Consider the following 14199-nt stretch of genomic DNA (forward strand, 5'->3'; position numbering starts at 1 on the left):
AACAACAAAAGGGTAAGAGGCATCATGTCTGCATCAGGAGAAGTTTCAACTGCAAGGGACTACATAGGCCACCACCTGAATAACCTTCAGTTGGACCTACGTACCTTTGAGTTGGTCGATCCCAACTCTGGTGGTTCTGCAACGTTCTGGACGTTGAACATTGACTCGCTTTTTTTCTCAGTCGTATTAGGGATTTTATTTCTGTATGTATTCAGAAAGGTTGCGGTTAATGCCACCAGTGGCGTACCTGGCAAACTTCAGACTGCTATAGAATTAATCATGGGTTTTGTTGATAACAGTGTCCGTGATATGTATCACGGCAAGAGCAAAGTTATTGCCCCTTTGGCACTGACCGTGTTCGTCTGGGTGTTATTAATGAACGTGATGGACTTACTGCCAATCGATTTTCTCCCTTATATCGGTGAACATGTCTTCGGCTTACCTGCTCTGCGTGTTGTACCAACAGCAGATGTCAGTATTACCTTGTCGATGGCTATTGGTGTCTTTGTCCTCATCCTCTACTACAGCATTAAGATGAAAGGAGTTGGTGGTTTTACAAAAGAGCTGACTTTACAGCCTTTTAATCATCCATTGTTTATTCCGGTTAACTTAATTCTGGAAGGGGTTAGCCTGCTTTCAAAACCGGTATCACTCGGTCTGCGACTGTTTGGTAACATGTATGCAGGTGAATTGATCTTTATTCTTATAGCTGGTCTGTTACCGTGGTGGTCGCAGTGGATGCTCAGCCTGCCTTGGGCTATCTTCCACATACTGATTATTACGTTACAAGCCTTTATTTTCATGGTTCTGACGATTGTTTATCTGTCGATGGCATCTGAAGAACATTAATTTTTACCACAATAACTGTGTTTTAACTGAAACAAACTGGAGACTGTCATGGAAAACCTGAATATGGATCTGCTGTACATGGCTGCCGCTGTAATGATGGGTCTGGCGGCAATCGGTGCTGCGATCGGTATCGGCATCCTCGGAGGTAAATTTTTGGAAGGCGCTGCTCGTCAGCCGGATTTAATCCCTCTGCTGCGTACACAGTTCTTTATCGTTATGGGTCTGGTTGACGCCATCCCGATGATTGCTGTGGGCCTTGGCTTGTACGTAATGTTTGCTGTCGCGTAGTTTGCAGAAAAAATCCGAAACTACGTCAACTCATTAATTTTAAAAGAGGTATTGTGCTGTGAATCTTAATGCAACAATCCTCGGCCAGGCCATTGCGTTTGTCCTGTTTGTTATGTTCTGTATGAAGTTTGTATGGCCACCAATCATGGCGGCCATTGAAAAGCGTCAAAAAGAAATTGCTGACGGTTTATCTTCTGCGGAACGCGCCAAAAAGGACCTGGACTTAGCGCAAGCCAATGCGACCGACCAAATGAAGAAAGCAAAAGCGGAAGCTCAGGTCATCATCGAACAGGCTAATAAACAAAAAGCCCAGATCCTTGATGATGCAAAAGCGGAAGCTGAGCAGGAACGTAACAGAATCGTAGCGCAAGCTCAGGCAGAAATTGATGCCGAACGTAAGCGTGCTCGGGAAGAGTTGCGTAAGCAGGTCGCTATGTTGGCTATCATAGGTGCCGAGAAAATCATCGAACGTTCCGTGGATGAAGCTGCTAACAGCGACATCGTTGATAAACTGGTCGCTGAACTGTAAGGAGGGAGGGGCATGTCTGAATTCGCTACTGTAGCTCGCCCCTACGCCAAAGCAGCTTTTGACTTTGCTGTGGAAAAACAATCGCTAGAACAATGGCAGAATATGCTGGTGTTCACAGCTGAAGTGACTCGTAATGAGCAAGTTGGTGAGCTGCTTTCCGGTTCATTGGCATCGGAAACATTAGCCAATGCTTTTATCGCAATTTGCGGTGAACAGGTTGATGAACATGCTCAGAACTTTATTCGTGTTATGGCAGAAAACGGTCGCTTATTGGCGTTACCTGAAGTTTTGCAGCAATTTATTCAATTGCGTGCGTTACTTGAATCAACTGTTGATGTTGAAGTGATTTCTGCTGCCGAACTGAGTGAACAACAGCTGGCTAAAATTTCTGCGGCGATGGAAAAACGTCTGTCACGCAAAGTTAAGCTGAATTGCAAAATTGATAAGTCTGTTATTGCTGGTGTGGTAGTCCGCGCAGGTGATTTGGTGATCGATGGCAGTATTCGTGGCCGTTTAGATCGCTTAACAGACGTCTTGCAGTCTTAAGGGGACTGGAGCATATGCAACTGAATTCCACCGAAATCAGCGAACTGATCAAGCAGCGCATTGCTCAGTTCAATGTAGTGAGTGAAGCTCACAATGAAGGTACGATTGTATCCGTTAATGACGGTATCATTCGTATTCACGGTTTAGCCGAAGTTATGCAGGGTGAGATGATCGCACTGCCTGGCAATCGTTATGCAATCGCATTGAACCTGGAGCGAGACTCCGTAGGTGCGGTTGTGATGGGCCCGTATGCTGACTTAGCAGAAGGCATGAAGGTCAAATGTACTGGCCGTATTCTTGAAGTTCCTGTTGGTCGTGGTCTGCTTGGTCGTGTGGTAAACACGCTGGGTGAGCCAATTGATGGCAAAGGTCCTGTTGAGCATGATGGTTTCTCTGCTGTTGAAATGATTGCTCCGGGCGTTATTGACCGTCAATCCGTTGATCAGCCGGTACAGACTGGTTATAAATCTGTTGACGCTATGATCCCTATCGGTCGTGGTCAACGTGAACTGATTATCGGTGACCGTCAGACGGGTAAAACAGCACTGGCTATTGACGCAATCATTAACCAGCGTGACTCAGGCATTAAATGTGTTTATGTCGCAGTTGGTCAGAAAGCTTCTACTATTGCGAACGTTGTTCGTAAATTAGAAGAGCATGGTGCTCTTGCCAATACTATTGTTGTTGTTGCGACTGCTTCAGAATCTGCTGCATTACAATACCTGGCGCCATATTCTGGTTGTGCAATGGGCGAATATTTCCGCGATCGCGGTGAAGACGCGTTGATTGTTTATGATGATTTGTCTAAGCAGGCTGTTGCTTATCGTCAAATTTCCCTGTTGCTGCGTCGTCCGCCAGGGCGTGAAGCATTTCCAGGTGACGTTTTCTATCTGCATTCCCGTTTGCTGGAGCGTGCTGCGCGTGTTAACGCTGAATATGTAGAAAAATTCACTAATGGTGAAGTGAAAGGTAAAACGGGTTCTCTGACCGCTCTGCCTATCATTGAAACTCAGGCAGGTGACGTATCAGCATTCGTACCGACAAACGTTATTTCAATTACTGATGGTCAGATCTTCTTGGAATCCAGTCTGTTCAACGCGGGTATTCGTCCGGCAGTTAACCCAGGGATCTCTGTATCCCGTGTAGGTGGTGCAGCTCAGACTAAGATCGTGAAGAAGTTGTCTGGTGGTATCCGTACGGCTTTGGCTCAGTACCGCGAACTGGCAGCGTTTTCTCAGTTTGCTTCTGACCTTGATGATGCAACCCGTAAACAGTTGGATCATGGTCAAAAAGTCACTGAGTTGCTGAAACAGAAACAGTATGCACCAATGTCTGTTGCACAGCAGTCACTGTCGCTGTTTTCTGCGGAGCGTGGTTATCTGGAAGATATCGAAATTGCTAAAGTTATTGATTTCGAGTCTGCGCTGCTTGCGTATGCCAGCCGTGAACATGCTGATCTTCTGAAAGAGATTGACCAGTCTGGTGGTTACAATGATGAGATCGAAGCAAAGCTGAACGCTCTGCTTAATTCCTTCAAAGCAACTCAGTCCTGGTAACACTATTCGGCCCGGTTTAATTAAACATGGGCCGTCTGGTTAATGAGGAGAATCAGGAATGGCCGGCGCAAAAGAGATACGTACCAAGATCGCCAGCGTGCAAAACACGCAAAAAATCACTAAAGCGATGGAGATGGTTGCTGCGTCCAAAATGCGTAAAACGCAGGATCGCATGGCGGCCAGCCGTCCTTATGCAGAAACCATACGCAGCGTGATTGGTCACCTTGCGTTAGGTAATCTGGAATATAAACACCCATACCTTGAAGAACGTGAAACCAAACGTGTCGGGTATCTGGTTGTTTCTACCGATCGTGGCTTGTGCGGTGGTTTGAACACTAATCTGTTCAAAAAACTGTTGTTAGACATGAAAGACTGGTCTGATAAAGGTGTCCAGTGTGATCTGGCACTTATCGGCTCTAAGGCGACCTCTTTCTTTGCTTCTGTTGGGGGCAATGTTGTTGCTCAGGTAACAGGCATGGGAGATAACCCTTCACTGTCCGAATTAATCGGGCCGGTTAATATCATGTTGCGAGCATACGATGAAGGACGTCTGGATAAATTGTATGTGGTGACAAATAAGTTCATCAATACAATGTCTCAGGAACCTACTATTACTCAGTTGTTGCCTCTGCCTGCCGGAGATGATGAGACACTGAAGAAGAAATCCTGGGACTATTTATACGAACCTGATCCTAAGGCGTTGCTGGATATACTGCTGCGTCGTTATGTCGAATCGCAGGTTTATCAGGGCGTCGTTGAAAACCTGGCTAGTGAACAGGCCGCACGAATGGTGGCGATGAAAGCCGCGACTGATAATGGTGGCAGCCTGATCAAAGAGCTGCAGTTGGTTTATAACAAAGCTCGTCAGGCCAGCATAACTCAGGAGCTGACCGAGATTGTCTCGGGTGCTTCCGCGGTTTAACAGCTAGGTTTACGAATTACGTAGAGGATTCAAGATGGCTACTGGAAAGATTATCCAGGTAATCGGCGCCGTGGTGGACGTCGAATTCCCTCAAGATACCGTACCAAAAGTATACGATGCACTTGAGGTTCAAAACGGCGAAGCTAAATTGGTGCTGGAAGTACAGCAGCAGTTGGGCGGCGGCGTTGTTCGTTGTATTGCAATGGGTACTTCTGATGGCTTAAGCCGTGGTTTAAGCGTTACTGATTTAGGTCACCCAATCGAAGTTCCTGTTGGTAAAGCGACACTTGGCCGTATCATGAACGTGTTGGGTGAACCAATCGACATGAAAGGTGATATCGGCGAAGAAGAGCGTTGGGCAATTCACCGCTCGGCTCCAAGTTATGAAGAGTTATCCAACTCTCAAGAACTGCTGGAAACCGGTATCAAAGTAATGGACCTGATTTGCCCATTCGCCAAGGGTGGTAAAGTGGGTCTGTTCGGTGGTGCGGGTGTAGGTAAAACCGTAAACATGATGGAGCTGATCCGTAACATCGCGATTGAGCACTCAGGTTACTCCGTATTTGCCGGTGTCGGTGAACGTACCCGTGAAGGTAACGACTTCTACCACGAAATGACCGACTCTAACGTACTGGATAAAGTATCTCTGGTATATGGTCAGATGAATGAGCCACCAGGAAACCGTCTGCGTGTTGCGCTGACTGGCTTGACAATGGCTGAGAAGTTCCGGGATGAAGGCCGTGACGTTCTGTTGTTCGTTGATAACATTTATCGTTATACCCTGGCAGGTACCGAAGTGTCTGCATTGCTGGGTCGTATGCCATCAGCGGTAGGTTATCAACCAACTCTGGCGGAAGAAATGGGTGTTCTGCAAGAACGTATTACTTCCACCAAAACCGGTTCTATCACTTCTGTACAGGCTGTTTACGTACCTGCGGATGACTTGACTGACCCATCTCCAGCGACAACTTTCGCCCACTTGGACGCAACCGTAGTACTGAGTCGTCAGATTGCATCTCTGGGTATTTACCCTGCGGTAGATCCGCTGGATTCCACCAGCCGTCAGCTCGATCCGTTGGTTGTTGGTCAGGAGCACTATAACGTTGCCCGTGGTGTTCAGTCTATCCTGCAACGTTACCAAGAACTGAAAGATATTATCGCTATTCTGGGTATGGATGAACTGTCAGAAGACGATAAGCTGGTGGTTGCGCGTGCTCGTAAGATTCAGCGCTTCCTGTCTCAGCCATTCTTCGTTGCAGAAGTCTTTACGGGTTCACCAGGTAAGTTCGTTTCCCTGAAAGATACTATCCGTGGCTTTAAAGGTATCTTGGAAGGAGACTATGACCACCTGCCAGAACAAGCGTTCTACATGGTAGGTACCATCGAAGAAGCTGTGGAAAAAGCGAAGAAACTTTAATACGGCTGACCGGAGGTTGACATGGCTGCAATGACTTACCATCTGAATGTTGTCAGTGCTGAGAGCCGGATGTTTGAAGGCTTGGTACAGAAAATTCAGGTGACAGGTAGTGAAGGTGAGTTGGGTATTTACCCAGGACACGCACCACTACTTACTGCCATAAAACCTGGCATGGTACGTATTGTTAAGCAGTTCGGTGAAGAAGAGGTGATTTACCTTTCTGGTGGTATCCTTGAGGTACAACCGAGCGGCGTTATCGTACTGGCTGACACTGCAATCCGTGGTAAAGATTTGGATGAAGCTAAAGCGCTGGAATCTAAGCGTAAAGCTGAAGAACACATCCGTAATTCTCACGGTGATGTTGACTATGCTCAGGCATCAGCTGAATTGTCTAAAGCGATTGCAAAACTTCGTGTAATCGAGTTGACAAAAAAAGCGATGTAATACAGGCGGTTAAATAAATAAGCCAGTTGGTGCGAGCTAACTGGCTTTTTTGTATTGCGAAATATGTAGTAATTTATCTTATAAACAGGTTTACTTTTCTCTCTTAAATTGGAGTTATCGGGTTTCTTATGTCTAACAGTGCAAAAAGTGTTGTGATCCTTGCCGCGGGTAAAGGAACCCGCATGTACTCTGATCTCCCTAAAGTTCTGCACTTGCTGGCCGGTAAACCTATGGTTCAGCATGTGATTGATACTGCAATGGCATTAGGTGCTAAAAATGTTCATCTGGTTTATGGACATGGAGGAAACCTGATGAAGCAAACCCTTTCTGATCAAACACTAAATTGGGTATTACAAGCAGAGCAGTTAGGGACTGGTCATGCAATGCAGCAGGCAGCACCACATTTCGCTGATGATGAAGATATTTTGATACTATATGGCGACGTACCTCTTATTGGTGCAGATACCCTTGAACGTCTGCTAGCTGTTAAACCTGACGGTGGTATAGGTTTATTAACAGCAATTTTGGATAATCCAACGGGTTATGGTCGTATTGTTCGTGAAAATGGGGAAGTAACTGGCATCATTGAGCAAAAAGATGCGACTGAAGATCAACGTAAAATCAATGAAGTAAATTCAGGCATTCTGGTCGCTAATGGTGGTGATTTAAAACGTTGGTTGTCTCAATTGAATAACAATAATGTTCAAGGTGAATACTACCTTACTGATGTAATTGCGCTAGCTTATAAAGAAGGCCAAAAAATAGAAGTAGTGCACCCAAGTTGCTTGAGTGAAATGGAAGGAGTGAATAACCGTCTTCAACTTTCCGCTCTTGAGCGTATTTATCAATCTGAGCAAGCGGAACGATTATTGTTAGCAGGCGTTATGTTGTTGGATCCTGCTCGTTTTGATTTACGTGGCACACTAATTCATGGCCGTGATGTGGTTATTGATACTAATGTCATTATTGAGGGTAATGTAACCCTTGGTAATAACGTACAAATTGGCACAGGTTGTGTGTTGAAGAATTGCATCATCGGTGATGATTCTATTATTAGTCCCTATACAATAATTGAAGATTCTGAAATGGAAACTGGCTGTACTGTTGGGCCTTTTGCTCGTTTGCGTCCCGGTTCTAAACTCGCTGAGAAAGCCCATGTAGGGAATTTCGTTGAGATGAAGAAATCTTATCTGGGTAAAGGTTCTAAAGCTGGACATTTGACTTATCTTGGCGACGCAGACATTGGTCGTGATGTAAATATTGGTGCAGGTACTATTACCTGTAACTACGATGGAGCTAATAAATTTAAAACCATTATTGGTGACGATGTTTTTGTTGGTTCTGATACTCAGCTTGTTGCCCCAGTGACTGTTGCTAAAGGCGCTACAATCGGAGCAGGGACAACAGTGACAAAAAACATAGCTGAAAATGAACTGGTAGTAAGCAGAACTAAACAAACACATATTCAGGGGTGGAAACGCCCTGTGAAGGAAAAAAAATAAAATAATAATCCCCACTCTACAGGCTCGGGGACCGGAAAAACCGGAAAACAATCAGGCTCTTGACATATAAAGGGCTTTCATCAGCCCTATTTTTAGGAATAAAACTGATGTGTGGAATTGTTGGTGCAGTAGCACAACGAGATATTGCCGAAATCCTGATTGAAGGACTTCGTCGTTTGGAATACCGTGGTTACGACTCCGCCGGCTTGGCGGTTGTTGATAACGAAAAAAATATGTTCCGTCTGCGTGAAGTCGGTAAGGTGCAAATACTTGCTGATGAGGCTGACAAGCAACCGGTCCTTGGTGGAACAGGTATTGCGCACACCCGTTGGGCTACACACGGTGAACCAAACGAGAAAAATGCTCACCCGCATATATCTGATTATATTGCTGTTGTTCACAACGGCATTATTGAGAATTACGAAGAATTGCGGACTCAGTTAATTGAGCGCGGTTATCAGTTTACATCAGATACTGATACAGAAGTTATTGCCCACCTTGTTCATTGGGAGCAAAAACAGAGTGGTACCTTGCTGGAGGCTGTCCAGAGTGTTATTCCCCAGCTTCGTGGGGCGTATGGTGCAGTTATCATGGATAGCCGTGATCCTGGGATAATAATCGCTGCAAGATCAGGTAGTCCTCTGGTTATTGGTTTAGGTGTTGGGGAAAACTTTCTTGCGTCTGATCAATTGGCTCTGTTGCCTGTTACCCGTCGTTTTATCTTCCTTGAAGAAGGTGATATTGCGGAAGTAACCCGCCGAACTGTGCATATTTTTAATACTCAGGGAGAACCGGTTGAACGGGAGCAGATCGAATCCAATATTCAGTATGATGCTGGTGACAAAGGTGTTTACCGTCACTATATGCAAAAAGAGATCTATGAACAGCCAATGGCAATCAAAAGCACTCTGGAAGGGCGCTTAAGTCATGAGCAGGTAGATTTGTCTGAACTTGGTCCTAATGCAGCTGAATTGTTATCTAAAGTTGAACATATTCAGATTGTTGCCTGTGGTACATCCTATAACGCAGGGATGGTTTCCCGTTATTGGTTTGAAGCATTGGCAGGTATTCCTTGTGACGTGGAAATTGCTTCTGAATTCCGTTACCGCAAATCAGCACGCCGTTCAGGAAGCTTACTAATCACCTTGTCTCAATCAGGTGAAACTGCGGATACATTAGCAGCACTGCGTTTATCTAAAGAACTTGGATATCTCACATCATTGACTGTTTGTAACGTAGCGGGTTCTTCTTTAGTTCGTGAATCTGATTTTGCTCTTATGACCAAAGCTGGCGCAGAAATTGGTGTTGCTTCAACTAAGGCGTTTACAACTCAGCTGACAGTATTACTAATGCTGGTGGCTTACCTTGGACGTTTGAAAGGTGTTGATGCAGAGCAGGAGCAAGAAATTGTTCATGCATTACATGCACTGCCAAGCCGTATCGAAAGCATGTTATCGAAAGATAAAATTATTGAAGCGCTGGCGGAAGATTTTTCTGACAAACACCATGCTTTATTCCTTGGCCGTGGTGATCAATATCCGATTGCGGTTGAAGGAGCTCTGAAATTAAAAGAGATTTCTTATATCCATGCTGAGGCTTATGCTGCCGGTGAATTAAAACATGGCCCACTGGCACTGATTGATGCAGATATGCCGGTTATCATTGTAGCTCCGAACAATGAACTGCTAGAAAAACTGAAATCTAATATCGAAGAAGTACGTGCTCGAGGTGGATTGCTATATGTGTTTGCTGATCAGGACACCGGTTTTACCGATAGTGAAGGAATGAAGATTATTTCGTTGCCGCATGTTGAAGAGCTGATTGCACCAATATTTTATACTGTGCCACTTCAACTGCTTTCCTATCATGTTGCTCTGATTAAAGGAACTGATGTTGATCAGCCTCGTAACTTGGCAAAATCAGTGACCGTAGAATAATCGTTTTATAATAAGAAGTTGAAATAAGCCTCTGTACATTAAAGATACAGAGGCTTTTTTTTTGAACTGAGAAAATTTATCATTATTTTCTTGCCGATAAAAACAAATCACGCTATTGTAATGTTATATTATTACATTATGGCTAAATTATGAAACCAGATATCCATCCAAACTACCGGGTAGTTGTATTTCACGATTGGCTCTACGATTCGCACAGAACGGACAATTACCCTGAATGGAGAAGAGTATCCATATGTCACTATTGATGTGTCATCGGAGTCACATTCTTTCTATACAGGTAAGCAGAAAATTTTATCTCAGGAAGGCAGTACTGCACGATTCCAGAAAAAATTTGGGCGTTTTATTGGTAATAAATAAATTGAGAGAGCATAAAAAATGCAGGTGTTAAGTTCACTTAAAACGGCAAAGACTCGCCACCCGGATTGCAAAATCGTAAGTCGTCGTGGTCGATTATATGTTATTTGTAAATCTAATCCTCGTTTTAAGGCAGTTCAGGGAAAGAAAAAGAAACGCTGATGTTCAATTGCTAATGGTAGAACTTGCAGCTTATAACTGCGGGTTTTACTGTCCATATTTAATTTTACTTCTGATTGTTTTGAAAATAACTGACCTAAACTTTGTTTGGGAATGGAGTTGGCATAATTAAATTTACGATAAATAAAGTTTATATTTTATGTGGAATGGAACCTCATAATTGCTTGTTATATAGTATAAAATTAAGTCTTCAATTGGTTATTTTTTGCGACAAATTTATCCTCCAAAATAGTTCATAATTTACTCTTATCAACACATTTTTTCATAAACCACAGTTCTGGTCATTTATTGGCACCCAAATATAGCCAATCTTCGCCATATGTAACCCTGCTTAGTACCAATATGAGACTATCTTTTCGGAAATTATCATGGATTGGTGAGTTTTGAAAAATCTTGGTTTGATAGAAACGGTGAATTTGGCTAAAGATGCAGTTCCAAACAACCGGAAAGTGAATGGCAAAGTTCTGACTGAGGATATCAATATCACGTCTCAGGATATCTTTAATGGACAGGCTGTTTATTTAGGCGATAAGGCAAACTTGGATAATTACAAAACACCAGGAGTTTATTATCAAGATTACAATGTTTATGCTCAAAATGGTGCTAACTACCCGGAACCACTTGCAGGTTCACTTGTCGTTCTGAAAAATAATGCGGTGACTCAACGTTATTTTGTTTATAACAGCAGTCGGATATATACACGCAGCCAATATCATAATTTACCGTGGACACCTTGGACCCAAGAATATAACACGCTAAATAAACCAACTGCGAGTGAACTCGGTTTGATAGACACCGTTACCAAAGCCACAAACGCGTTGCAACGCAGCGGTGGCAATGTAACAGGTGACATAACTATTACTACTGACTCTATGCTAAGTTGGAACAGAAACACTGACTTCGCCTCTATCGGTTTTAAAAACACCGGAGATAGTGATACAGATTCCTATATGTGGTTTAGAACGGGAGATAATGGCAACGAATATTTCAAATGGCAGCATGTCCTCTCTGGAGTGCCAAATGAATGGATGAGCTTGAAATCTGATAACCTTCGAGTTAGAGGATATCAGGTCTATCACGAAGGATATAGACCAACCGCTGCGATTATTGGTGCTTATACAAAATCAGAATCAGATACGCGTTATATTCAAGACATTCGCCTTGGCGCTAAAGAGAGCGCGCAAATATGGAAAAGCCCCAGAGATAAAGACGCAAGTGGGCATACCATTATTGCTGCAATAAATGAAAATAAAGATGAGTTAGTTAACACCGTAAACCACAGGCCAATACAGAAGAAGGTTAACGGCATATGGATGAATATATCGAATATTTAGTAAGGTGATGAATGTATGCAAAACATTAAAAATCTTTCCCAATATACACCTGACTCAAAACAAGCCAGAAAAATCATCGAGGATTTTAATGTCATTTATTTGAAGTCAGAAGACGGTCAAGACTGGTATGAATGCCAGAAAAGCTTTAGTCCTGATACAATCAAAGTAATGTATGATTTTAATAATGTAATCCGTTCTATATCAGGAGATGCATCAGCTTTTAACCCAGATGGAATGAGTGTGGCTGAGATGAATAATCTGCCTGATTCTTGTGATATTTCTGGCAAATGGCAATATATAAATGGTGCTATTGTTCCGTATGAGTACACAAAGGCCGAGTTAATTGCTCAAGCAGAAATACGTAAAGAAGAATTGTTAGCCCTTGCCAGCAATAATATTGCTCCCTTACAGGATGCCGTTGATCTAAATGAAGCAACTCTGGAAGAGATAGAACAGCTCAAAACCTGGAAAAAATATCGAATGCAAACAAACCGCATTGATACCACCATAGCACCAGATATTGAGTGGCCTGTACAACCTGTATAAATAATATAAGCCCGCAGTTCAAAAAACGCGGGCCTTTTTCTACTCTGGTTTTTTAGGGTCATCAATAAGTGTTTACCTAATGCGCCAGGTCTTATTAGAATGGAAAAAATACCTAGCCATACTTAACCAGGTTGATACTTCAAAAGCATCGGAAATCGACAGGCCAACATAGCCTTAACTGAAAAAAGACCGGAGACAAAATAATGCCCGGTCTCGATAATTTTATTATTCTGGTATTTGTGGCCACTCAATATCTGAAGCCATTGAAGTATCAACACGGCTCAGTAATACCACATACTTCTTCCAGGCAAGCAATAATGCTTTTTCTGTGTCTGAGGCCATCTCAGTCTCAATAGCATATTGTAATAAAGTCATGGCTTCATCAGCCTGTTGGCGAAGAGTAACACGTTGTTGTTCTGCCTGTTTAATCTGATTGGTTTTTTGAGCTTCAATGTCCGTTACCCATCTTTCACCATCCCATTTATCAAAATCGGTAGCAGGCTGTTTAAATGTCAGTATTTCTGATAATTCACCGGGTTTAATGATTTCTTTCTGTTCCCCAGTTTGTGTGCTGTAAACTATTTTTCCTCGATAATCTGGCACAATTTGCCAACCGGTTAAATCAGATGAACGACAAGCAACATACCCATCTTGGATATCAGGTGGCGCGTCTGTGCAGGAATTAGCAGGAAGACCGATACCAATAGAAAGATACTCATCAGAACTATTTAAATATTCCAACGTAATCGCATCGTAATTAAACACAACGATACTTCCGCTACTGGTAGCAATATTATTTTTATCCAGTACAGCTTTATTCATCAGGCAATCCTCACAATGTAATTAAATGCCACGTTTCGTGGACGTGTTTCTATTCCTGTCGAAGCAGCAACCGCATTATCCATATAACCGACCCCGCCAGATCCCATACCGATAGCAATACCTAGTCCGCGAGGATCCATTCCGTAGTTAACGCCTTGGTAGACACTATTGAGAATACGGCTTGGTGTACCTAAACCATCGATTCCACCATTTGAGTTGGACCACATTCGGTTAAGCCTGTGACTGTGTGGAGCAATATCTGCCAATTGAGTGGACAGTAGATACCGACCAATATCTACCCCACGTCCATCATCCCAACCACGGATAAATTCACCACGTAAATCAGGTAATCTACCACTGGGATAAGTTTCCGCTAATTTTGGATATAAAGACTTATCAAAGATTGCCCCATTACATTTCACCCAACCATTTGGTGATATGTCAGTCGGCCAAGGAAGTGGTATTCCTACTGGGATCTCTTCAAGTACAGACATGAGCATTATGCTGCCCTTACAATGTAGTTAAACGCTACGTTACGTGGCCTTGATACCCCCATATAACCTGCACTGGTAGTCCAAGTCGTTGCTGAACCTACAGCTCTAGCTCTTAGTGGAATATCTTTATTTTGGGGAGTATCCCATTGTAATTTCGTACGCTCGTTGAGTGAGAAGTTAACAACATTATCAACTTGACCAATTTCCTGTAGTAAATAAGACCCTTCTTGCCATACCAATAATGTACGATCTGGATCAACGCCCCGTTTGTCATCCCAACCGCGAATAAATTCACCTCGCAAATCGGGCAAATTACCACCAGGATAAGCCTTGGCTAATTCCGGATATTTCGCTTTATCAAAGGCCGCACCATTGCATTGCACCCACCCTTCCGGCGGAGTGGCCGTCGGCCAAGGAAGTGGTACACCTACTGGAATTAATTTTTCCAATAAACCAAG

The 14199-nt window shown here is 43.4% G+C and carries 17 protein-coding genes and 1 pseudogene; 15 read left to right on the forward strand and 3 right to left on the reverse strand.

What is annotated here, in order from left to right; translation table 11 throughout:
* Positions 1–24 precede the first annotated feature (24 nt).
* From atpB to KZ793_RS23010, 15 genes and pseudogenes are all read left to right on the forward strand, one after another.
* Positions 25–849 carry a F0F1 ATP synthase subunit A gene (gene atpB, locus KZ793_RS20605; protein WP_036845268.1) on the forward strand — a complete coding sequence of 275 codons (825 nt, stop codon included), beginning with the start codon at positions 25–27 and terminating at the stop codon, positions 847–849.
* 48 nt (positions 850–897) lie between these two features.
* A complete protein-coding gene (gene atpE, locus KZ793_RS20610; protein ID WP_000429386.1) occupies positions 898–1137 on the forward strand; it encodes a F0F1 ATP synthase subunit C in 240 nt (79 codons plus the stop codon).
* Between the two features lie 58 nt (positions 1138–1195).
* The gene (gene atpF / locus KZ793_RS20615) at positions 1196–1666 is read left to right on the forward strand and encodes a F0F1 ATP synthase subunit B (RefSeq protein ID WP_021325028.1); all 471 of its coding nucleotides are present in this window, start codon (positions 1196–1198) and stop codon (positions 1664–1666) included.
* Between the two features lie 12 nt (positions 1667–1678).
* On the forward strand, positions 1679–2212 hold the full coding sequence (atpH, locus tag KZ793_RS20620; RefSeq protein ID WP_036845270.1) for a F0F1 ATP synthase subunit delta: 534 nt from the start codon (positions 1679–1681) through the stop codon (positions 2210–2212).
* Between the two features lie 14 nt (positions 2213–2226).
* Entirely contained in the window at positions 2227–3768 is a 1542-nt protein-coding gene (gene atpA, locus KZ793_RS20625; RefSeq protein WP_021325026.1) for a F0F1 ATP synthase subunit alpha, read from the forward strand.
* 58 nt (positions 3769–3826) lie between these two features.
* Positions 3827–4690: a F0F1 ATP synthase subunit gamma gene (gene atpG / locus KZ793_RS20630; RefSeq protein ID WP_023044944.1), complete on the forward strand. Its 864-nt coding sequence runs from the start codon at positions 3827–3829 to the stop codon at positions 4688–4690.
* A gap of 34 nt (positions 4691–4724) precedes the next feature.
* Positions 4725–6107 (forward strand): F0F1 ATP synthase subunit beta, encoded by a 1383-nt coding sequence (gene atpD / locus KZ793_RS20635; RefSeq protein ID WP_152964086.1) that lies wholly within the window; start codon positions 4725–4727, stop codon positions 6105–6107.
* A gap of 21 nt (positions 6108–6128) precedes the next feature.
* Positions 6129–6551: a F0F1 ATP synthase subunit epsilon gene (locus tag KZ793_RS20640; protein WP_011144452.1), complete on the forward strand. Its 423-nt coding sequence runs from the start codon at positions 6129–6131 to the stop codon at positions 6549–6551.
* 128 nt (positions 6552–6679) lie between these two features.
* Positions 6680–8053 (forward strand): bifunctional UDP-N-acetylglucosamine diphosphorylase/glucosamine-1-phosphate N-acetyltransferase GlmU, encoded by a 1374-nt coding sequence (gene glmU / locus KZ793_RS20645; RefSeq protein ID WP_225817028.1) that lies wholly within the window; start codon positions 6680–6682, stop codon positions 8051–8053.
* A 107-nt stretch (positions 8054–8160) separates the two neighbouring features.
* Positions 8161–9990, forward strand: coding sequence for a glutamine--fructose-6-phosphate transaminase (isomerizing) (glmS, locus tag KZ793_RS20650; protein WP_225817029.1), 1830 nt, complete (start codon positions 8161–8163; stop codon positions 9988–9990).
* 149 nt (positions 9991–10139) lie between these two features.
* Positions 10140–10368: pseudogene (locus KZ793_RS20655) on the forward strand (type B 50S ribosomal protein L31).
* Between the two features lie 18 nt (positions 10369–10386).
* Positions 10387–10527, forward strand: coding sequence for a type B 50S ribosomal protein L36 (gene ykgO, locus KZ793_RS20660; protein ID WP_012776225.1), 141 nt, complete (start codon positions 10387–10389; stop codon positions 10525–10527).
* 401 nt (positions 10528–10928) lie between these two features.
* Positions 10929–11879 carry a pyocin knob domain-containing protein gene (locus KZ793_RS20665; protein WP_225817030.1) on the forward strand — a complete coding sequence of 317 codons (951 nt, stop codon included), beginning with the start codon at positions 10929–10931 and terminating at the stop codon, positions 11877–11879.
* A gap of 15 nt (positions 11880–11894) precedes the next feature.
* The gene (locus KZ793_RS20670) at positions 11895–12425 is read left to right on the forward strand and encodes a tail fiber assembly protein (protein ID WP_225817031.1); all 531 of its coding nucleotides are present in this window, start codon (positions 11895–11897) and stop codon (positions 12423–12425) included.
* A gap of 79 nt (positions 12426–12504) precedes the next feature.
* The gene (locus tag KZ793_RS23010) at positions 12505–12597 is read left to right on the forward strand and encodes a tail fiber assembly protein (protein WP_118987160.1); all 93 of its coding nucleotides are present in this window, start codon (positions 12505–12507) and stop codon (positions 12595–12597) included.
* Between the two features lie 53 nt (positions 12598–12650).
* Here the strand turns inward: KZ793_RS23010 and KZ793_RS20680 are convergent, their stop codons facing one another.
* From KZ793_RS20680 to KZ793_RS20690, 3 genes are all read right to left on the reverse strand, one after another.
* Positions 12651–13247: a tail fiber assembly protein gene (locus tag KZ793_RS20680; protein ID WP_225817032.1), complete on the reverse strand. Its 597-nt coding sequence runs from the start codon at positions 13245–13247 to the stop codon at positions 12651–12653.
* Positions 13247–13741, reverse strand: coding sequence for a phage tail protein (locus KZ793_RS20685; RefSeq protein ID WP_225817033.1), 495 nt, complete (start codon positions 13739–13741; stop codon positions 13247–13249). Before KZ793_RS20685 ends, KZ793_RS20680 begins: the two co-directional genes overlap by 1 nt.
* A 5-nt stretch (positions 13742–13746) precedes the next feature.
* Positions 13747–14199 (reverse strand): phage tail protein (locus tag KZ793_RS20690; RefSeq protein ID WP_225817034.1); only part of this gene is annotated, 453 nt, incomplete at its 5' end.

Origin of the sequence: Photorhabdus antumapuensis (genome assembly GCF_020387775.1) — a bacterium.
GTDB classification, from domain to species: Bacteria; Pseudomonadota; Gammaproteobacteria; order Enterobacterales; family Enterobacteriaceae; genus Photorhabdus; species Photorhabdus antumapuensis.

Coding starts and splice junctions, on each gene's coding strand:
- ykgO (WP_012776225.1), top strand. CDS start 10,387: ATGCAGGTGTTAAGTTCACTTAAAACGGCAAAGACTCGCCACCCGGAT.
- KZ793_RS20685 (WP_225817033.1), bottom strand. CDS start 13,741: ATGTCTGTACTTGAAGAGATCCCAGTAGGAATACCACTTCCTTGGCCG.
- KZ793_RS23010 (WP_118987160.1), top strand. CDS start 12,505: ATGCGCCAGGTCTTATTAGAATGGAAAAAATACCTAGCCATACTTAAC.
- glmU (WP_225817028.1), top strand. CDS start 6,680: ATGTCTAACAGTGCAAAAAGTGTTGTGATCCTTGCCGCGGGTAAAGGA.
- glmS (WP_225817029.1), top strand. CDS start 8,161: ATGTGTGGAATTGTTGGTGCAGTAGCACAACGAGATATTGCCGAAATC.
- KZ793_RS20670 (WP_225817031.1), top strand. CDS start 11,895: ATGCAAAACATTAAAAATCTTTCCCAATATACACCTGACTCAAAACAA.
- atpD (WP_152964086.1), top strand. CDS start 4,725: ATGGCTACTGGAAAGATTATCCAGGTAATCGGCGCCGTGGTGGACGTC.
- atpB (WP_036845268.1), top strand. CDS start 25: ATGTCTGCATCAGGAGAAGTTTCAACTGCAAGGGACTACATAGGCCAC.
- atpH (WP_036845270.1), top strand. CDS start 1,679: ATGTCTGAATTCGCTACTGTAGCTCGCCCCTACGCCAAAGCAGCTTTT.
- KZ793_RS20640 (WP_011144452.1), top strand. CDS start 6,129: ATGGCTGCAATGACTTACCATCTGAATGTTGTCAGTGCTGAGAGCCGG.
- atpA (WP_021325026.1), top strand. CDS start 2,227: ATGCAACTGAATTCCACCGAAATCAGCGAACTGATCAAGCAGCGCATT.
- atpE (WP_000429386.1), top strand. CDS start 898: ATGGAAAACCTGAATATGGATCTGCTGTACATGGCTGCCGCTGTAATG.
- atpG (WP_023044944.1), top strand. CDS start 3,827: ATGGCCGGCGCAAAAGAGATACGTACCAAGATCGCCAGCGTGCAAAAC.
- KZ793_RS20680 (WP_225817032.1), bottom strand. CDS start 13,247: ATGAATAAAGCTGTACTGGATAAAAATAATATTGCTACCAGTAGCGGA.